This window comes from Pseudomonas sp. RIT-PI-o (assembly GCF_001297215.1).
GTDB classification, from domain to species: Bacteria; Pseudomonadota; Gammaproteobacteria; order Pseudomonadales; family Pseudomonadaceae; genus Aquipseudomonas; species Aquipseudomonas moraviensis_A.
In genome coordinates, this window is record NZ_LHPA01000016.1 from 53,074 (window position 1) to 72,227 (window position 19,154).

The 19,154-nt window shown below is 60.1% G+C and carries 12 protein-coding genes and 1 pseudogene; 4 read left to right on the forward strand and 9 right to left on the reverse strand.

From position 1 onward, the window contains the following. Window positions 1–41: 41 nt before the first annotated feature. Window positions 42–1,172, reverse strand: a pseudogene (locus AEQ63_RS29255) (HAMP domain-containing protein); the annotation flags it as partial. Between the two features lie 353 nt (window positions 1,173–1,525). On the opposite strand from AEQ63_RS29255, the gene AEQ63_RS06265 reads away from it, so the two are divergent. Then, complete coding sequence (locus AEQ63_RS06265; protein ID WP_042609880.1) at window positions 1,526–2,053, forward strand: hypothetical protein; 528 nt, start codon at window positions 1,526–1,528, stop codon at window positions 2,051–2,053. 45 nt (window positions 2,054–2,098) lie between these two features. Here the strand turns inward: AEQ63_RS06265 and AEQ63_RS06270 are convergent, their stop codons facing one another. Genes AEQ63_RS06270 through AEQ63_RS06290 form a run of 5 tightly spaced genes read right to left on the reverse strand, consistent with a single transcriptional unit; the run spans window position 2,099 to window position 9,149 of the window. Then, the gene (locus AEQ63_RS06270) at window positions 2,099–3,034 is read right to left on the reverse strand and encodes a GNAT family N-acetyltransferase (protein ID WP_064362209.1); all 936 of its coding nucleotides are present in this window, start codon (window positions 3,032–3,034) and stop codon (window positions 2,099–2,101) included. Next, window positions 3,003–4,313: a phenylacetate--CoA ligase family protein gene (locus tag AEQ63_RS06275; RefSeq protein ID WP_177330589.1), complete on the reverse strand. Its 1,311-nt coding sequence runs from the start codon at window positions 4,311–4,313 to the stop codon at window positions 3,003–3,005. The genes AEQ63_RS06270 and AEQ63_RS06275 overlap by 32 nt, the downstream gene beginning before the upstream one ends. A gap of 44 nt (window positions 4,314–4,357) precedes the next feature. Next, complete coding sequence (locus AEQ63_RS06280; protein WP_064362211.1) at window positions 4,358–6,760, reverse strand: aldehyde dehydrogenase family protein; 2,403 nt, start codon at window positions 6,758–6,760, stop codon at window positions 4,358–4,360. A 1-nt stretch (window position 6,761) separates the two neighbouring features. Continuing rightward, complete coding sequence (locus AEQ63_RS06285; protein WP_064362213.1) at window positions 6,762–7,892, reverse strand: LuxE/PaaK family acyltransferase; 1,131 nt, start codon at window positions 7,890–7,892, stop codon at window positions 6,762–6,764. Between the two features lie 9 nt (window positions 7,893–7,901). Further along, on the reverse strand, window positions 7,902–9,149 hold the full coding sequence (locus AEQ63_RS06290) for an MdfA family multidrug efflux MFS transporter (protein ID WP_064362214.1): 1,248 nt from the start codon (window positions 9,147–9,149) through the stop codon (window positions 7,902–7,904). 355 nt (window positions 9,150–9,504) lie between these two features. On the opposite strand from AEQ63_RS06290, the gene AEQ63_RS06295 reads away from it, so the two are divergent. Continuing rightward, window positions 9,505–9,693, forward strand: a complete 189-nt coding sequence (locus AEQ63_RS06295; RefSeq protein WP_016770563.1) for a hypothetical protein — start codon at window positions 9,505–9,507, stop codon at window positions 9,691–9,693. Window positions 9,694–9,711: 18 nt separating this feature from the next. Here the strand turns inward: AEQ63_RS06295 and AEQ63_RS06300 are convergent, their stop codons facing one another. Next, a complete protein-coding gene (locus AEQ63_RS06300) occupies window positions 9,712–10,089 on the reverse strand; it encodes a fe2+ zn2+ uptake regulation protein (protein WP_064362215.1) in 378 nt (125 codons plus the stop codon). Between the two features lie 243 nt (window positions 10,090–10,332). Between AEQ63_RS06300 and pvdQ the strand changes: the two genes are divergently transcribed. Then, on the forward strand, window positions 10,333–12,678 hold the full coding sequence (gene pvdQ / locus AEQ63_RS06305) for a bifunctional acylase PvdQ (protein WP_064362218.1): 2,346 nt from the start codon (window positions 10,333–10,335) through the stop codon (window positions 12,676–12,678). Between the two features lie 52 nt (window positions 12,679–12,730). On the opposite strand, the gene AEQ63_RS06310 is transcribed toward pvdQ, so the two are convergent. Then, a complete protein-coding gene (locus tag AEQ63_RS06310) occupies window positions 12,731–13,732 on the reverse strand; it encodes a FecR family protein (RefSeq protein ID WP_064362220.1) in 1,002 nt (333 codons plus the stop codon). Between the two features lie 153 nt (window positions 13,733–13,885). On the opposite strand from AEQ63_RS06310, the gene AEQ63_RS06315 reads away from it, so the two are divergent. Then, window positions 13,886–14,155: a PepSY domain-containing protein gene (locus tag AEQ63_RS06315; RefSeq protein ID WP_042609887.1), complete on the forward strand. Its 270-nt coding sequence runs from the start codon at window positions 13,886–13,888 to the stop codon at window positions 14,153–14,155. A 59-nt stretch (window positions 14,156–14,214) separates the two neighbouring features. Here AEQ63_RS06315 and AEQ63_RS06320 read toward each other — a convergent pair whose 3' ends face one another. Further along, window positions 14,215–18,672, reverse strand: coding sequence for a dermonecrotic toxin domain-containing protein (locus AEQ63_RS06320; RefSeq protein ID WP_236705240.1), 4,458 nt, complete (start codon window positions 18,670–18,672; stop codon window positions 14,215–14,217). Between the last annotated feature and the right edge of the window lie 482 nt (window positions 18,673–19,154).

Here is a 19,154-nt window from a genome sequence, read left to right on the forward strand (position 1 = left end):
GTGGCCTGGGTGACTTCGCCGATCATGTTCTGCAGATAGGCGATGAAGGTGTTGACCGAGTGACCGATGGCGCCCAGTTCGTCTTCGGCGCGAATGGTGATGCGGCGGGTCAGGTCGGCGTCGCCGCTGGACAGCGAATCGATGTTGGCCTTCAGTGCCTTCATGCGCTGCACCAGTTTACGAATCGCGTAAACCTGCAACAGCACCAGCAGGATCACCAGCGGAATCTGGATCAGGCTCAAGCTGTGGAGCACGTCGTCGCGCTGGGCAGTGAGCATTTTGGTCGGCAGGGCGGTGGCGAGGAACCACGGTGTGCCCTCGATAGGGCGCATGAAAAATGTAGCGTCTTCACCGTTGTTATCGAACTCGACACGTTGCGCTTTATCCCGATTCTGCAAGCCGGTCTTGATCTGATTGACGAAAGTCGAGCTGGCCGCCAGTTCGCTGATGTTCTTCAACACGATCGGACCGCTGATGCGCGAGCTGTTACTGATGATCTTGCCGTCAGCCTCGACGATGAGCATCTCGGCGTTGAGGTCTTTTTCCTTGCGCGCCACCAGATCGTTGAAGAAGCCCAGCGTCACGTCGATGGTCGAAACGCCCCAGGCACTGCCGTTCTTGTAGATGGCCATGGCGCAGTTGGTGCGCGGCTCGGCACTGGCGTCGTCTTTATAGGCCGCGGCCCAGGCGCATTGGCCGCGCGGGGTGGCCATGCCGCCCTTGTGCCAGCTCTGGTCGTAGTAGTTCGGTGCGGCGTCGCTGTTCCAGAAGGTGTTGACCTTCAGCTGGCCCGAGGCGTCGCGGTGCCAGAAGGTACTGAATTTGTTGCGCCCGGCTTCACGCTGGCCCGGCAAAGGCCAGATGCCGCCGCCGAAGACTTTCAGCTCGCCGTACTGATCCACCAGGCCCGGCAACACCGTGTCGATGGCGGCGCTGTCGAGCAGCGGGATGGTCTGGGTAATGCTGCGTTGCTGCGCCTGTACCTTGTTCAGTTCGCCCTGGATCTGTACGGCGACCTCGGCGATGCGGTTGAGCACGACCTTCTCTTCGGTATCGCGCAGGGTAGGCGCCACCAATTGACTGATGCCGACCACGGTCAGCACTGACAACAACAGGATAAACAGAACCAGAAACAGCGTGTAGCGAGCCTGAATAGTGCGCAGTGCGGGCATGGAACTGATCCTTGAGCGGCGTTGTTGTTGGCGGAGAGGAACAAAACAGGGCGGGGTTCACAGCGTATCGTCGTTTCGGGCGGAAGCTTTAGCTGCTCGCCCGCCGAAACCACCCGGGGCGATGACCGGTTGGTATCAGCTTGGGTACACAACCACGGCGCACGACATTTGTTGCATCCCCGTGACCGCTCTAACGCAACGTTTGCTGGTAGTCCTCTTTGTATCGGGAATGTACGAAAGTTGTAAAAAAGCACACAAAAATGTTGGTACTGTCATGTTGCCAGCCGATACTTGCGCGCATTCGAATGGCTGGTACAAGGACATTTCATGCTCATCGCACAAGGAATCTTCGCATGACAATCGGTTATACCGGCGCCTGGGAAAGCAAGGCGGGCGTTATGGTCCGCGACACCGGCGCCAAAAAGCAGGTTTCGCAGAGCGTCAAAGTGCAGCAGATGCTGACGCTGGTCGGTAACGACCCGAACGCGCTGAACGTCGCGGAGATGGACAAACAGGGTCTGCGCAAGCAGATCAAGGGATTCGACCCGGCCAACGTGTCCGTCAAGCAGTTGGGTAACCTCAGCGAATTCCTGCGCGGGCGTGGCCTGATCTCCGAGATCACTTCGATCACCTTGCTCAATGCTGGCGACAAGTTCGATCGTTTCGGTGTGCAGAAAGACCCGGAGGCCAAGTTCAATGCTCTGGAGTATTTCGCCACGCAGCTCGATGCCATCCAGACCAACAGTCTGAACGGCAACTATTACGGCAAGAGCCTGATTCCCGAATTCAAAAAAGCCATTTACGTCCTGCAGAACCTCAAGACGTACGGCGAAGGCAATGCTGCCGTGCCGTCCGACAAGGGCATCAAAGCCAAGGCATAAGCCCGCCCGCAATGAGCAGGCTCATGCCGGTTCACCAGCGCACGATCACACCGGCGGTAAATCACGGCCCGTGATTTGCCGTTGCGTCTGCTCATGCAGTGCTTGCATGTGCGGGCAATGCAAGTCCAGTTTGCGCGGACGGTAGCCGCGATGAAACAACGCCAGCCAGCCGCCCTGGTTATCTTGCGCCGGCGCCAGACCGGTGAAGGCAAAACCGATGGCGCTCAGGCTGTGCAGATCCACGGCGAACTGTCGGGACAGTTGCAGACGGATCGAAATCAGCCAGTGCCTGGGCAGCGTTCTCAATTGGTTCAGCAGTTCCGGGTCGAGTTTTTCCAGCAACATTTCATGGCGACTGCCGTGCTGCTCAACCTGAAACGCGGCTCCGCGCCAGCGCACTGCGCTGGCGCCGGCACCGAACACAGCCATCAGATGCTCCATGAATGCACGACAACTGGCTGGCCACGCCTGCTCCGGCAGGGGCCGCTGATAGCCGTCGATGGCGCGGACCCCCAGTACGACCGACTCCGGTTTCTTGCTGCCGAAAGGCGAGCGGACAAAATCAGGCAACAGGCCGGTGTTATGGAATCCCAGATTCAGCGCCATGCGCTGGGTGTACGGGTGATGGGTCACCTGTTTGATGGACACGCTGCGACAGCCCAAAGCCTGCGCATGAGTCAGCAGTTGCTCGCCCAGGCGTGTCGCGATGTTCTGACAGCGAGTGTCAGGATGGACGGCGCTCAACGCCAGTTCAGCGTCGTGCGAGGTTTCGCTTTGCCTGTACAAGGTGGCATGGCCGCGAATCCGTTCACCCTCGACCGCCACCAGCGAGTGCCAGCGTTTTTTGGCATGGTTCTGACTGATCAGGCAGGGCAGATACACATCGCTTTGTACGTAATGATCGCCGTACACCTCGCGAAACAGCTCGCTGACGGCCGTGGCGTCGCTCTCACGGTAATTGCGCAGGATCAACGGTTCCATCGCGCACCTCCCTGTCATGTTGGTCATAGCAGCGATGATCGACGATTCGCAGGCTTTTACCTGCGCGAGGATGGCGCACGAGATCCTGGTAGCCGCAGCTGTGGATACGCAGCTCCAGCAGTCGAGCGTCTCGCAGTGGGGTTATCTGCGGGTAAAGTTCGATCAAACGAGCCTCGAGTGTCACGTCGATGCCGGCGGATCGTTCGTTCGCCACGTATTTCAACGTCAGCACATCCCTGTCGTCGGCCTGTTCAATCACCAATTGCCAATCGTCGCTGCCAGTCGTGCACCTCACGGTGTCGCTGATTTCATCCGTCATCAGCGACAGGATCCCGACCCGCACGCGATGGCTGCTACAGCTGCGGCCCCTCAGCGCGAATTTGCGTTGCGCCGTGCCCACCGGTTCGCGCCAGCACGCCAGGTCGCCCACCGGATAGCGGATCAGCGGCATCAAACGGCGATGGAGGTTGGTCAATACCAGCACACCGGTTTTGTCACAGTCCTCGATCCGTGCCCCTGTGTGCGGGTCGATGATCTCCAGCAGGACGTGGCCGTCAGGCGTGCGGTGTTCGCCTTCCATGCAGTCACGGTGGCTGGCACCGATAAATCCACCGTCGACGCTGGCGTAGCCAATGGAGGCAATGCGCGCGTTGGGCAGCACTTGCCGGAGCAGTTGCCGTTGCGAGGCGAACAGGCTCTCCCCGCCGTACAGCACGCTGTCAATCATCGGCAATACCCGCTTGCGTTGCTTGAGCCAACCGGCAAAGGTCAATAGCTGCGCGGGCGGGCCGGCCAGCACGTTGATCCGGTGTTGCCCGATGGCATCGGCCAGCCTCGCCGGGTCAACGTCACCGGTAAACGGAAACTCGGTGACAGCCGGTGTAACGTGGGCCAGGGAATCGTGGATAAACAGGAAACTGGCATAGAGGTCGCCGGCGAAAAACAGATTGGCTACTCGGTCGCCGGGGTTGAATTGCGCGCTGAGACTGCGGCCGAAGTCCTCGGCCGTGCGTTGCCATTCAGCGCGCGTGTAGACCGACAGTCGGCCGCCACCGGTTGACCCGCCGGTCTTGAAGACCAGCGCAGCCCGTACGGGGGCAGTCAACACTGCCCATTCATCAAGGTTCTCGCTGCCAGTCCAGAATCCTGCAGGATCGAGCACAGGCCATTCGCTCAGTCGGTTGAGCGCCTCTGGAACCTCGGCGAGACAATTCTTGTAGTAGGGCGAATGCTGACGGACAAAGCCCATCAATTCGCCAATCGGGTGGTTTTTTTTCACGATGTCTTCTTCTTGTTTCGAATAAGCCAGCTCACGTTCGAACGTCAGCGGCGAGAGTCAATGACCAACGGCGTCTTGCCGCTGTATTTGTTCTGAATGAAAGCCACGGGCGAGCATTGTTCTATGTGCAGAACCAGTATTCCGGTGTCGACGGCGTTCATCAGGGTCGAATTATTGGCGAGCCGTGCCCTGACCGCGTCGGCTGCAAGTTCGCTGTGCACTTGCAGCCGCTCGATGCCCTCGGCGCTGTGATCCAGACGCAACTGAAACGGAACTTGCAGTCGTGTCGCCAGTTCGCTCAGAGAGATAAAGTAAGTGCCGATACGCAGCAGCGTGCCGTGGCGTTGCAGCAGTTCGAAGCGCGGCGACTGCAGTCCGCAGGCGCAAACGCCCGGCAGCCAGCGCCCGGTGTCGCCGAGCTCATAACGCTCAACGCGCTGGCCGCCGTCGCGGGCGAGCGAGGTCACCACCAGCCGGCCGACTTGATCATCGACGATCGTTACATCCTCATCGAACGCGACGATTTCCAGCTGCTGGATATCATTCATCAAATGGAACACCCCGTCCGCTGAAGCCTGGCACGCATGGCCAAGCGGGCCGGCATCGACGCTGCCGTAGATCGCCGAGCGAATGAGCACGACGCCACAACTGCGGAGCAATTCACGGTTCTGCTCGCTGAGGTGCTCGCCACCCATGAAGACCTTTTCGACCCCGCCATAAGCGCGCAGACGCTCCTGCTCGTTGAGGAACAGGCGATGCAGCGTGCCGGGCATGCCGACCAGCACATTGACCCGCTGTTCGATAATCAATTGGGCAATTTCCCGATAGTCTTCGTCGGCCGGGGCGGCCATGGGCAGATGCGGCACCTGCAGGCATTCCAGCGCTTTGTTGAGGCTGAGAAAGCCGGCGTACAGCCCGCCACAGTAGAACAGGTTCATGGCCCGATCCCGCGCCGGATCGAGGCCGGCGGCGAACAGGCCGTCAGCCGTTGCGCGCATCTGACGATCGAAATCGCGATAACTGTAGCCAGCCAGCGCAGGGGTGCCGTTGGTGCCGCCGGAGCGAAAATACAACTGCGCCTGAGCATTGATGGGTTGGGCGATGAAGGCCGCTTTGTCCATGATCGGAGCGCACGACTTCGCCGGTAATGGCGCTACATCGAGACGGGCCTGTCTTGGCAATTGCGTGGCCGCCAGACTCACCGATACCCGACGACTCAGACGTTGCAGCGCATAGACACCGTCATGGGGTTCGCCTTCGTAACCGTCGTGAATGCTGCTGATCGGTGCGATACGCGTAACGCCGGCACCGATCAGCGCATGGGTCAGCCCGGCGATGGAGGCCGGCGCACACACCAGCGCACAGCTTTGCAGCACGTTGCGCCAGGGCAACAGCGTCGCGCTCAGGAGAGCCTTCGGCACCGGGTGCAGCAAGACACTGCGAAACAGCGGCGACGGCGCGAGTTGCCGGTCGTGGCGCCAGATCACCCGCCAGCCCGCGCCGGCCCAAACCTGCCCGGTGTGTTCGGCGAAACTCTGGCCGAGGCGGGCCATTTGCAGGTGCGTGGTGATTTGTGAAGCTTCCTGAAGTGTCGGCGCCAGTGCGGGCCAGTCCGCGTGGCCACGCTCGAAGGCTTGCGCCAACTGTTCACCGATGCCGCGCACAATCTGCGGATCATCGCTGTCCACCAGCAGCCATTGCGGGCTCGAGCAGGCCTGCTGATCCAGTCGGCAGACTTCATCGGCCACCGCTTCAAGCGTCTGCGGCGTGGCGGCTTCGGGCGTCAGGTACACGAAACTGATGCGATGGCCCCAATCGATCCAGCGGCAACCCGGCGCCAGTTGTTGCCGAATGGCCTGCAGGGCCGCGTCACCACCCCATGCCGCGACGCCGTTGGCGTGCTTGCACAGTTGGCCGATCTGCCCGGTCTCGGCCGGGATCACCGCCACGTAACCGGCCAGTTGCCCGCCTGCGTCGCAGTTCGCCAAGGCGCAGAGCAGGCGTGCCGTCAGGCCCTGATCGCTGCGGCTGGGGCGCAACCAGTTGACGTTGCCGGCGAGCAGACTTTCGACCACCGCGCAGAACGCCAGCAGCGGCGCATTGGCGGGAGTGATGTGCACCACCAGCCCGAGCGGGCGCCAGGCTTCGAAGCGTGGCAGACGATAATCGATACGGCGCAGGGAATCGGCATCGGCGCCGAGTTCGCGCCGGCGTTTGTGCTGCAACGCGTCGGGTTGGCAGAAATCGATCAGGGCTTGCCGCTGTTCGCTGTCGAGGGGCAGGTCCGTGGCGGTGTTACGCAGATGTTCTGCAAACCCGGCGACGGCCTTGATGACGGTGTCGCTGTCGAGTGCCATCGCCAGGCGTTGCGGCAACTGCCGTTGCAGATCTTCCAGCGCATGCTCGAGGCTGCAGGTGTGATGCAGCTGTCCATTGATCAGATACATATCAGTGACTCCCCAGTAATTCGGCGGCGGCCATTGCGCAGCTTCTGCCCGCCGAGGTGCCGGCGCGGCCGTGCAGTTCGAACCAGTCGCCGGTCAATCCGCAGCCGCAGCTTGCGCCCGGGTGCAGCGTGGCGAGGTCGCTCATGACCACGGCGTGGGCCGGACTGGAGGTGATATAGGGCGAGACGAAGCCGAGCAGACCTGATTGGCCGTAGGGCAGCAGGGATAAATCCGCTGGGTTGCGAATCAACACCCGGGAGTACACCGGCACATGAAACCGGTGACGGGCGCATTCGATATACGGCACGGCGTGCTCGACAGCGCCGTAACCATCGCGGCAGCGGGCGGGCTCGATGCCCAGTTGTCGATGGATATGGGCGTAGAGCTGCTGTTTGGGGATTTCCTGCGCAGCCTGGGTTTTCCAGCCACCGCCAAAAAAGGCCAGCGAACCGGTGGGTAGTTGCAGATCCTGCACACCAGTGTCCTGCATGCGTTGCAGGGTCTGCCACAAAAACGCCGGAAAGCCGAAGATCCGTACCGGCAAACCTTCTTCAGCGAATGATTGCAATGCGGCGATCACCCCGAACACGTCGAACTGGTGGCCGCTACCGGTGTTGCGCAAGGCGTAGACCACCCGGTTGGCCCGGGCGAACCGACACAGAAACTGATCGGTGAACGAAGTGCCGAGGGTAATGCGGCCTGCGGGTTCGTAGCTCAGCAGCAGGTAGTTGCACGGCGTGTCCGGCTTGTCCCAGCGGTAATGACGGAATATGTGCGCGACCATCGATTGCGCCCGCGCCAGGCTGCGCTCGTCATAGCGCATTCGGCTTTTCTGGCCGCTGGTGCCCGACGACGTCAGCTCGAGGGCGTCTGTGCCAGTGCTGCTCAGCAGCAGGTGCTGTTTGAAGAAACTGGCAAAAATCGGCGGCAGACGTGACCAGTCATCAAGGCTGTCGAGGGCTTGTGGCGACAGCCCATGGGCGTTGAGCCAGTGGCTGTAACCCGGTGTGTGATCGCAGTGAAAACGGCTGATTTCAGTCATCGCCCGATCGAACAGACCGGCCGGGGCTAAATCCGGGCAATAGGGTCGCGGCAACGCGCACAGCGCGTCGGCATAGGGTAGGTGAGTCATCAATGTTCCTTATTGAGGCGAGGCCACATCAGGCGTGGCGGTTTGCAGGAGCCGGTACATCAAAGGCAGGCACATCAGCCCGCCGAATGCGGCCCAGAGAGCGAAATATTCCAGACGACTGCCGCCACCGATGGCGGCAATCAGTGAGCCGCCGAGGCCCATCACGGCAATCGAGATCATCCCGGTCAGCGCTGACACCAGACCTTTGCTGTCATCACTGGAAAACAGCGCCAGGCGATACACCACCGCATTGCTCATGCCCAGACCGACGGCGTACAACGCCAGGCTCGCCACCACGGGACCCAGTCCCGCGCCGAGCAACGCGCACGCCGCCAGCAGGACCAGGCCCAGACAAAACGGCCAGAGCGCCCATTGAAGCAATTGCGGCAACGAATGTGTGTGCAGCAAGCGGTCGAGAATCAGATTGCCGGCGATGACCGCCGAGAACACCGGGATCTGCCACAGGCCGTATTCCAATGGCGGCAGTTGCAGAACCCGCACCAGCAGCAATGGCGCCAGGCCGATCCAGGCAATCAGCGGCAGGCTCATCAGGCCGAGCGCCAGGCTCGCGCAAAGAAAACGCGGATTGCCGAGCAGCGCGGCGTAGCGTTGCGAAGTGCGTCGCCAGGAGAAGGGCACTCGGGCAGTTCGATGACCATCGCGGCGCTCGACGCCCACGGTTTCCGGCATCCACAGCAACAGGCCGAGCCATACCAGCGCCGCTGCGCAGCCGAGGAGCAGAAAGATTTCCCGCCAGCTCAGCCATTCCAGCAAGAGGATTCCCAGTAGCGGCCCGAGCAGGGGCGACAACAAGGCAACATTGCCGAGCAGCGCCATGAGTCTTACGGCGTCGGCTTCGCAGAATACTTCCTGCAATGCCGGGTAACTGACTGCGACGACGAAACCCAGCCCCATGCCCTGCAACAGGCGCAACAGGTTGAAAGCTTCAATGCTGTCAGTTAAGAAAGCCGCCGCGCACGAGGCGCCGAACAGCGCGCTGCCGATCAACAACAGTGGTCGTCGGCCAAATTGATCGGACAACGGGCCGAGTAACCATTGCAGGCAGACTCCACCCAACAGGTAAAGATTGAAGGCATGGGGAACATGCCGCGCGTCCGCCCCGAACTCGGTTGTGACATCGAGCATCGCCGGCATGATCACGTCGCTGGCCATGTAAGTAAGCAGTTCGAAAGCGGTCAGCGCCAGACAGAAACCGGCTACCTGTCGGGGGCCGATGTTTATAAGTGTTCTCTGCATGAACGTCCCTGTTTATCGGTTGTAGGAAGTTCGCAGAGCCTAGGCGCAGACGCGCAGCGCACCTAGGCGTTTGCTGCGTCAGCAGATTTCAAAAACTTACGACATGTTTAATTGATCGGCGCGGCACATAACATGTTTACCTGCGGCCACTCGGCATAAACAACAATGCCCGCGACAGTGCGGGCATTGTTTGCAGTCGATCAGCCGGGCGGGCCGTGCTTCGAGGTTGGGCGGTCATGCAGCCAAAAATCTCCAGCGCCTGTAACATGGCATCCCCGTTTGCCCCGACACCTCACGTGATCCGGCAAGCGTATGGCTTGCAAACGCAGACATTCCAACGTTTCAGGAAACCGCAATGACCCAGAAGCAACGCTTGATTTATTCGATTCTGATCGCTCTGTCCGTACTGGCGATCATGCTGGGCCTGTCCTGGCTGCAAAACGCCGGCATGATCACCGAGAAGACCTTCCAGTACGTGGCGATCGGTGTGGCCGTGGTTGTGGTGGTGATCAACGGCGTGATGCGCCGCAAGGTCAAGCCCTGACGGCGAACAGCAAGGGCCTCAATCGTGGTTGAGGACCGCTGCAGCCTGTGGGTGCAGGCTGTAACTCTTGTCGGCGTTGATGGTGATCACGCCTTCGGCGCACAAGCGTTTAAGCACTTCGCGCACGCTCAGAAACGACAACGGCACGTCCAGATCCAGCAACTGGCTATGCACACCGCGCACGCCCAGACGCCGATCGCTCTGTGCCGCCACCAGCAGGGCGTCGATGACTTTCAGGCGAATCAGGCTGGTGCGCAGGCCGAAACTCTTCAGCAGAACGCGAATACGCTCATTGCCCGGACGCTCGCCGCGCTGGGTGAAATTGCCAGTGTGCGAACTCATGGAAACGCCCTGTGGCGTCTGGCTACCGTCCGATGGTAGTTGCGAGTTGTACATGCGATTACTCCTTTTCAGAGCCAGATCGGGAAAGGTTTTGTTGCGCTTTCTAAACAAGACGTTTCAGCACGACAAATCATGAAAGAAAAGATGTAGAAATTTCGTCGCTAATTCGTCCTGGCCTCGTGATGCCGGCCTTGCCCCGATGGATTGCCCGCTAAATTTTTTTCCTCAGCTTCGTTTCTTCGACAGGCTCATTGCGCGTGGACGCAGGGGCAATCGACCTTTCGAGCAGGAGCGAGCGTGATTATTTCCAGGCAACTCACCGGGCTGGCCCTCGCCGGCACCTTATTCGGACTGAGCCTGTCGGCCCATGCACTGAGTCCGGCTGCAGACACCCGCGCGGACATTCGCCGCACCAGTTTTGGCGTGCCGCACATTCGCGCCGAAAACGAACGCGGTCTGGGGTTCGGCATCGGCTATGCCTATGCCCAGGACAATCTGTGTCTGCTGGCCAACGAGATCGTGACCGTCAATGGTCAGCGTTCCCGTTATTTCGGCCCGGAGCAGTTCACCGTCGAGCAACGGCAAAACCGCGTCAGCGACGTGTTTTTTACCTGGCTGAACAGCCCTGAATCCGTCCATTCGTTCTGGCAGGCGCAACCGGCCGAGGTGCGCGATCTGGTCGAGGGTTATGCCGCCGGGTACAACCGCTCTCTGGCTAAACGCCGTCAGCAAGGGTTGCCGCAGCAATGCCAAGGGGAATGGGTACGCGACATCAGTACCGACGATCTGGTCAAGCTGACGCGGCGCTTGCTGGTGGAAGGGGGAGTGGGCCAGTTCGCCGAAGCCCTTGCTGGCGCGACGCCGCCGCAAGCAACCGCGCAGGTGAAGCACGAAACCCAGGCATTCCAGCTGGCCGACGCACGTCAGCAGCGTTTCGCCCTCGATCGTGGCAGTAACGCCGTGGCGGTCGGCAGCGAGCGCTCGTTCAACGGTCGTGGCATGTTGCTGGCCAATCCGCACTTCCCTTGGGTCGGCGGCATGCGTTTCTACCAGATGCACCTGACCATCCCCGGCAAACTCGATGTCATGGGCGCGGCTTTGCCGGGTCTGCCGATGATCAATATCGGCTTCAACCAGCATCTGGCCTGGACCCACACGGTCGATTCGTCGAAACACTTCACGCTCTATCGTCTGCAACTCGATCCGAAGGATTCGACGCGTTACCTTCTGGACGGCAAGTCGCTGCCACTGAGCAAACAAACGGTCACCGTGCAGGTCAAGCAGGCTGACGGTCAGGTCGTACCGGTGGCGCGCGACATCTACAGCTCGCAGTTCGGGCCGATCGTGCAGTGGCCGGGCAAGCTCGATTGGGACAAGCAATACGCCTACAGCTTGCGCGATGCGAACCTTGATAACGATCGCGTGCTTAAACAGTGGTATGCGATGAACCAGGCCAGCAACATCAAAGATCTGCAAGACGCAGTGCACAAGATCCAGGGCATTCCCTGGGTCAACACTCTGGCGGTCGATGACAAGGGCCAGACGCTGTACATGAACCTGTCGGTGGTGCCGAATGTCAGCGCGGAAAAACTCGCCAAGTGCAGCGACCCGCGCCTCGGCCTGCGCATGATTGTTCTGGACGGCTCCCATAGCGGCTGTGCCTGGGATGTCGATCCGCAAGCGGCGCAGAAGGGCATATTCGCTTCCAGCCAGTTACCGCAACTGCTGCGCAAGGATTTCGTTCAGCACTCCAACGATTCCGCATGGCTGGCCAACCCGGCGCAACCGCTCACCGGCTATTCGCCGCTGATCACCCAGGACGCACAACCGCTGGGCCTGCGCTCGCGATTCGCACTTGATCGTTTGGCTGAGCTGAGCAAAAAAGGCCCGTTGGGGATCAAGGATCTGCAGCACATGGTCATGGACGATCAGGTCTATCTGGCCGCGCAGGTCATGCCCGACCTGCTGAAGTTCTGCGCAACCGATCTCGGTAGCGACGCCGCGACACTGAAATCTGCGTGCGCCAGCCTCAAGGCTTGGGATGGTCGCGCCAATCTGGATTCCGGCCTCGGTCTGGTGCACTTCCAGAACATCATGCAGGCGCTGCTTGAATCGCCGGACATCTGGCGCGTGGCGTTCAACCCCGCAGATGCGCAAAACACCCCGCGTGGTCTGGCGGTCGAGCAGCCTGCAGTTGCCAAAGCGCTACGCGAAGCGATGCTGGCGTCGGTCCAGCTGACCGGCAAGATGGGTCTGAAAGCAGACGCACGCTGGGGCGACATTCAGGTGGTCAGCAGCGGCGGGCAGCAAACGCCCATCCATGGCGGGCCGGGTACGCTGGGTATCTACAACGCGATGCAAAGCGTGCCCCGGGAAGACGGAAAACTTGAGGTGGTCAGCGGCACCAGCTACCTGCAAGTGGTGAGCTTCGATGAAAAAGGCCCGCATGCCCAAGGGCTGCTGGCGTTCTCACTGTCCAGTGATCCGGCGTCGAAGTATTCGCGCGATCAAACCGAAGCGTTTTCGAAGAAACAGTGGAGTGTCCTGCCCTTCACCGAACAGCAGATCCAGGCAGATCCGCAATATCAGGTGCAGACGATTCAGGAGGCACAGGATCAGGCAGGGAAGGTGGCCGCGCACTAAGCAGTGATCGCCCGCAACAAACGAAGGCCGCCTCCCGCAAGGGACGCGGCCTTCAGCTTTTCGGCGGGCGTTGCGGCATCGAGTTGATCACCGGGTTGCCTTCCTTGTTGCGGGTCAGGTAGACCGGCAGCACTTTCGGCAGGCTGTTCGCCAGGTTGTTCATCTCATTGATGTTGTAGACGCCGCCCACGCGGATCGCGCCGGTGCTGGTGTCGGCGAGCATCAAGGGCTTGTCGAGGTAACGATTGATCAACGGCAGGGCGTCGTGAAGGGCAAGGTTATCGAGCACCAGTCGGCCGCTGCGCCACGCCAGCGAAGTGTCGCCAGGGTAGGTCTGGCTGATTTGCGGCGCGTAATCGCCATGTCGGTAGCGTGCCTGCATCGATGGCGCCAGGCGCAGGCCGTCTCCCGGTAGATCGCGGTTGCTGCTGACCAACACCGAACCTTCGACCAGGTTGACCCGAACCTGATCTTCATACATCCACACGTTGAATCGGGTACCGGTCACGCGAATCCTGCCTTCGCCGGCACGCACCACGAACGGATGCGCGGTGTCGTGACTGACGTTGAAAAACGCCTCGCCCTTGTTCAGGGTCACGCGGCGTTCATGTTTGTAATTGCTGAAGGTCAGTTCGGTGTTGAGGTTGAGTTCCAGCTGGCTGCCATCACTCAAGGTGACCTGACGGACGCGGTCGGTGGCGGTGTAATGCTGATAACTGTCGGGCAGCCAGTCCAGACTCCAGCCGCTGTAAGCCGCGAGCGGCAGGGCGACGGCACAGGCGCCGACAATGACCGCAAACTTGCGCCACGAACGCGAAGGCTTGCGTTGCGCAGCGAGCGCCTCAGGCTCGGTTCGAGGCAGGTCTCCGGCCACTTCCCAGATTTCCTGCATGGCTTCGTATTCGAAGGCATGCAGGGGATGCGCATCGTGCCAGGCTTCAAACGCGCGACGCTCCTCGTCCGTGCAGTCAGCGGCGTGCAGACGCATGCACCAATGCGCGGCGGCATCGGTGATCGCATCGTATTCGGCTTCCGAGAGAGTGTCTTGGGTCATTGACTCGTCCTGATTTAGCGCATTCTAACCTCGCCGGCGGGTTGCCGAGAACATCCGTCATGGCATTTACCCATCAACGTGGAACTTATTTTTCCCTGTGACGCCCAAAAAAACAGGAAGCAACTGCCTACTATCCATAAATGGAGTGAAAAAATGATCAAAAAGACTTTCGCAGCCCTGATTGCCACTGCCGGTTTGCTCAGCGCCGGTGCCGCTCTGGCGGACAAGCCAGGCGCAGGCTGGATCACCATCGAAAAAGCCATCGACACCGCCAAGACCAAGGCTGGTTATGTCGAAATCTATGAGATCAGCGCCGACAACGACGGTTACTGGGAAGGTGAAGGGCGCAAGGCCGACGGCGTTGTTTATGAATTCCGCATCGATGGCGCCTCTGGCAATATCCTGCGTGATCAGAAGGACTAAGCCTTCACTGTTGGCTGATACAGAAGTGCGCTGGTGTCGAGCCAGCGCATTTTTTTTGTTCACCTCTCGGGTTGCGCGGTTTTGGATACGGTTGCGGTCGGCGCCGGCAACGGGATGGGAGCCGGAAGCGGATCGAGTTTCTGGCCCAATTCGCTGATCAGCAACGCGATCGAGTCAGCGTTGGCGAGTATCACGTCAACGCGTGCTTCGTCAGACACCGGATTGCGGAACGCTTTACGCGCGTCTGCAAGATTCCTGGTTTTGGTCAGGCTGAGAATTTTTTCGTAGTCATCGGCTTGCGACGTTATCTTATCCATGCCCACCCAGGCGCCCGTCTCGTCTTTACTCGCGAACAATTGTGCAGAAGGCGTAGCGCGCGAGAGCGATTGACGGCGGCTATCCAGATCATCCTTGAGCAGCTGTCCGTCCGCAGTGGTGGTATCGATGAGGCCCGGAAAGGGGGCCATCGCGTCAAGGGAGACCAGATCCTCGCTATCGCAGACCAGATGCGAAAGTTCATGGATCAGGGTGACCGCACGTGCGTGCGAGTCCACATTGAATCTTGGAGGCAGGAAGGCCGTGTAGACATCCAGCGCCGGATTGAAGAAATGTTCGGTGAAGTGGACGATCTTCTTGCGGTCCTGTTTGAAAACGAAGGCAACCGTATCGTCGCCGTAGCGCTGGTTCAGGCCGGCGAAGAAGCGCTCTGTGTAAAGCAGATCATCCTCGGGATCCGTCAGCTCACGGCACAGCGGGATGATCACCTTTTCGAATTTCCTCTGCAGCGCGGGCGTGATGTGAGGCACATCGAGAATGCTCCTGAGCACCTTCTCCACCCGTGTGCCCCCCAGGTTGTCGCGATGGATGACAAAGTTATGCAGACAATTGAGCGCATAGGTTCTTGCCCGGGTGACCGCTTGCTGTATCACAAAGGCCCTGGCAGGTGAGCGACGGTTGATCTGCGCCATCCCTTTGGCCTGGATGTACATGGTGATCGAGCGGCTATCCTCGACTTGCTTTTGCAGTTCGGCCGGCCCCTTCCTGCGACAGCGCTGCACCGTCTGGCCGGCCTGTGCAATCACCAGCCTTGAATTCTTCTCTGCCAGTGCCGGCCCTTGGCTGCGATCTTCTTTGCGCAGGAACCATGTTTTTTCGGCCTGAACGACTGGATAGACCGTGCCGGCAATCGCCACGTATTGGTCAGTTGTGGCGGAGTCCCGATAAACCAGCCGATTGCTCTCAAGCTTTAGGTCTTTCAGCGCCTTACTGGTTTCAAAGGGCTGCAAGTCAACGCGGGAGGGCGAGGCGGGCGGTGCTTTTGCCCAGCGCGAGGCAACCTTTACGGTGCTATCGGTCTGCGCAGATGTCTGCGCCTCAGCGGCAAATTCGCTGGTGGCTGTCTGCGTCTCGGTCTCCCATGACAAGCGTCCCAGACTGAACAGCGAAATGGCACCCTCGATGAAGTTCTTCAGGCCGTTGGCCCAATGGTGGTCCTGGAGGTCTTCGGCGGACTCCTTGAAGTCCTGATAGCTTTTCCAGAGGAACAGCAAAGAGGCCAGTTTCCCCGGCAACAAGTGCGGCACCAGCCGGACGCCCTGACTGAAGAGAAACCTGGCTGCTTCCCAATCCGCTTGGGCATTGATCTGCGGCTGGCTGCTGAGCAGTTGTGGCAGAAGGTTGAGGGTGTCCTTGTGCAACCGATCAAGCACATTGCCGTTGATGGGCGTGCTTTGAAGGGTGATCTCGCTGGGTTTGCCGATCGTCGTTTTCAGCAGATTCCTGAAAATGGCCTGCTGCCCGTCCGGCAGACGCCGGATGATCAGGTCCTGGAAATGCCCGGGCGTATTCACCGCTTCGATCAGTTGCGCTGCGTTCTCGAACTCGCGAAATACGCATCGGGAGTAAGGCGCATAGAGCACCCGCGGGCCTGTCTGCCCCGCGCCCGGTCCGAAGACGTACAGGCCGAGCGTGTCGACGCCATCAGCGCCCGCGGTCTTGATCAACGACAGCGGGCAGGCGATGGCGTGAGCATCCACGACCATGGCCCGCGCTATCCCGTCCGGCATGTCGAGTATCTGACAAATGTAGTCGTAGCCGGTGTCCGACAGTTGTTGCTGCAACTTCATCGAGTGGGCGTGCTGCATCAATTGCCAGGGCAACTGGCGTAAAAACCGCATCTTGCTGATGCGTGCAGCCGTGCTGTCGCCGGACAGCGCCTGGGTTACTTTTGCCGTGTAGGTTGTGGCGATGTCGAGCGATTGCAGTAATTGCCGTACGGCGGTCTGGGCGAAATCTTTCGGTAATGCGGTGGCTATGTTCGAGGTCACTTTGAAACCGCTGTCCTGCACAACGTTGTAGTGATGCAGGGCGAACTCCAGAAGGTCGCAGGCCGGGCCGGCCAGCGTCAGGTTCGGGGTGATCTGGATATCCTTTGGCTTGAGCCCGTTGCCCGGGAATCTGGCGTCGAGCAGGCTTTTCAGGGTTTGCTCGATATAACTGGCCAGGGTCGGGACCTCATCGAGAAAATCCTTGCCATCGATAAAGGCGCGCCGCAGTTCATCCAGCAGGGCGAGTTGTGTGCGCTGCTCCGTCGCCGAGGCCATGCGCAACCAGTCGGGATAGTCCAGATGACGGGAAAGGGTACGTGCAAGATCGACGGCGCGGCGCAGATCGGTATCGATGACAGCGTTCTTCATCCGGTCAAGGAAGGTCGCCAATGTGTCCGGGTCCTTGATACAGGCGCGTAGCATTTCGCATTCAGCGAGAAAGTGTTCGATGCCCGACTGCATGCGGTCGTTGGACACACGGCCCTCAAGCAATTGGAAGCTGCCGAGCGTGTATTGCTGGTCCAGTCGATGCTGCGCTATTGGCAGATTCTCCAGCAGCGTATGGCTCTGATTGTTGTCGTCCAAGCGTTGTTGCAACTGTTTTTGCGCAACGCCCATATCGGCGAACAATTCCAGGCCCATGGCCGGTGTCCACAGGATCGCGCGCCCCGAGTGCTCGACGTCCATGCCGCCGCGCTCGGTCAGCAGCACGCAGTAGGCGAGCGGCAGCTCAGCGGTGGACTCGGCACAAGCAAGCGTGAGCGACCAGGCATCCGGGCGAAAACCGTTGAGTGACTGGCGATCGCTGCGTGTCGGATGCCGGGCATCGAACACCGTATCGACGATTTTTCGTTCCGCCTCCCGCCATGATCCGCTGACACTTCGGACGAACGCCTCACCGCGCAAGCCATCTTCGAACGCCTGCGCGAGCTTCCAGAGAATGCCTTCGAGAAAAGTGCGCTGTTCGGCGCCGTTCGCGGTCGGCTGGTCTTTGAAGTGGCTGGTCAGACTATCCAGCGTTCGGCCCAGACTTGTCGCCAATTGTGCCGCCTTGTCGGCCTGCACAAGTGAGGATGGCGGCGCGCTGGTGAACAACGGCCGGGTACTCCAGCGCTCATTGACATCGAGATCGAGCAACCGCTCATGGATCATCGAGCGGATATCCAGCGCCTTGTCGAAGAGTGCATGAACGTCTGTGGTGCGTTCGCTCTGGCGATAGCGCTGCAGGACGAACTCAATGTTCTGACGTTGTTTGGTAAGAATTGCCTCGAACAGCGTCGGCATGATCTCACCGCTGATGTTTTCCCCGGACACTTGGACGTTAGCGAAACCCAGGTAGCGATTGCGCTCTTGCAGACTCATCAGTCCGTACAGTTCGTCTTCGTGCCCGGCAGCCTGCAGTTTCGCGGTGAGCGTCTGTTTGAGGTCGGCGTAGTTCGTGAGTACCTGCAGGCCCTGGCTGGGGGTATAGAGATAGGCCTTGTCATGATTGATCATCAACGAGCCGGCCAGTTCGACAGACGCTGTCTGTTCGCTCAGGCACACGGTTTCGAACGTTGGCCGGCGTACTACAACGGACGGCTCACGTACCAGACTGTGTAGCGCGTCGAACTCGGCGGCGGAGAGGATTTGTGTTTCGCGCTTGATCATCAGATCGGCGCGCGCCTGGTCCTGTAGCGTCTGGCTGAAGAAGGTGCGCCTGGGCGAGCCCTCGAATGACGCGGCATTCCAGTAGCCCTCGAGCTGACGGAACAACAGCATGATCAGTTTGCTCGAAGCCGAGGTGATAGCGGTTGCCCACGCGGATTGATCATCAGTGCCGGACAGGCGGGCGGGGTGTGAAAACTCGACAGTCTGACCGTGGGGCCATTGCTGACGGCGAAAATACAGCAGCAGCGCTTCAATCAGCGAGCGCGAATCGACCCAGTGCCTGCCTGCATCGGTGGAGGAGGGTTTTGTAGCGGCGTAAAAAGCCACGCGGGTGCTCGACTGGGGCAAATCGCCGAAGTGCGGCTGGAGCAGTTCACCGAGGATTTTTTCCAGCAGGGCATTAAGCGCAGGCAGGCGTTTCAGTTCGTCGAGCAAGTCGCGTGCGCAGGCTTGTTGCGAATGGGTGATCGCTGTTTGCTGATCCTCGAAGACATCACCGTCGATGGTTTGTCGGGTGACGGTAATGCCGCGTTTCTCCACCAGCTCCTTGCGCAGCGAAACACTGAGAAAAGCCAACAGATCATCTTGCTCGTCTGCACTGTTCAGTCGTGCCTGCAACGCCTGCGTCAGCGCTTGGTCATCGCTGTATTTTTTCAATCCGTCGTAGGGCGTGTACAGAAACATGCCGTTGTCGTCAGGACCGGCGCCGAGCACGAAACTGCCGGCCAATGGCACGGGCACTTGCTTGTCGGCGTTGAGCAAAATCCGTTCGGCGAGCATGGGCGGGGTTTGTGCGCTACGCAGGGCGGGGCTCGCCAGTTGTACGTGTGCGAGCCAGTCGAAATCCTTGCTGTTGAGGCCGTGGCGTGCAGCCAGGTCGGCCTGCAGGCCGGCGGACTTCAGAATCTCGGGAAACAGCAGTGGAGCAGTAGAACTGGACATCATCGGTGCTCTGAACGCGGCGCCATCGGGCAGGGACTCAACAGTAGGTCTGTGAGCCGGAGCAGGTGCGGTAGATAGTT

Excerpts from the sequence above, each read along its gene's own strand:
- AEQ63_RS06265 (WP_042609880.1), top strand. The coding sequence starts at position 1,526 with ATGACAATCGGTTATACCGGCGCCTGGGAAAGCAAGGCGGGCGTTATG.
- AEQ63_RS06270 (WP_064362209.1), bottom strand. The coding sequence starts at position 3,034 with ATGGAACCGTTGATCCTGCGCAATTACCGTGAGAGCGACGCCACGGCC.
- AEQ63_RS06315 (WP_042609887.1), top strand. The coding sequence starts at position 13,886 with ATGATCAAAAAGACTTTCGCAGCCCTGATTGCCACTGCCGGTTTGCTC.
- AEQ63_RS06310 (WP_064362220.1), bottom strand. The coding sequence starts at position 13,732 with ATGACCCAAGACACTCTCTCGGAAGCCGAATACGATGCGATCACCGAT.
- AEQ63_RS06300 (WP_064362215.1), bottom strand. The coding sequence starts at position 10,089 with ATGTACAACTCGCAACTACCATCGGACGGTAGCCAGACGCCACAGGGC.
- AEQ63_RS06285 (WP_064362213.1), bottom strand. The coding sequence starts at position 7,892 with ATGACTCACCTACCCTATGCCGACGCGCTGTGCGCGTTGCCGCGACCC.
- AEQ63_RS06295 (WP_016770563.1), top strand. The coding sequence starts at position 9,505 with ATGACCCAGAAGCAACGCTTGATTTATTCGATTCTGATCGCTCTGTCC.
- AEQ63_RS06280 (WP_064362211.1), bottom strand. The coding sequence starts at position 6,760 with ATGTATCTGATCAATGGACAGCTGCATCACACCTGCAGCCTCGAGCAT.
- AEQ63_RS06290 (WP_064362214.1), bottom strand. The coding sequence starts at position 9,149 with ATGCAGAGAACACTTATAAACATCGGCCCCCGACAGGTAGCCGGTTTC.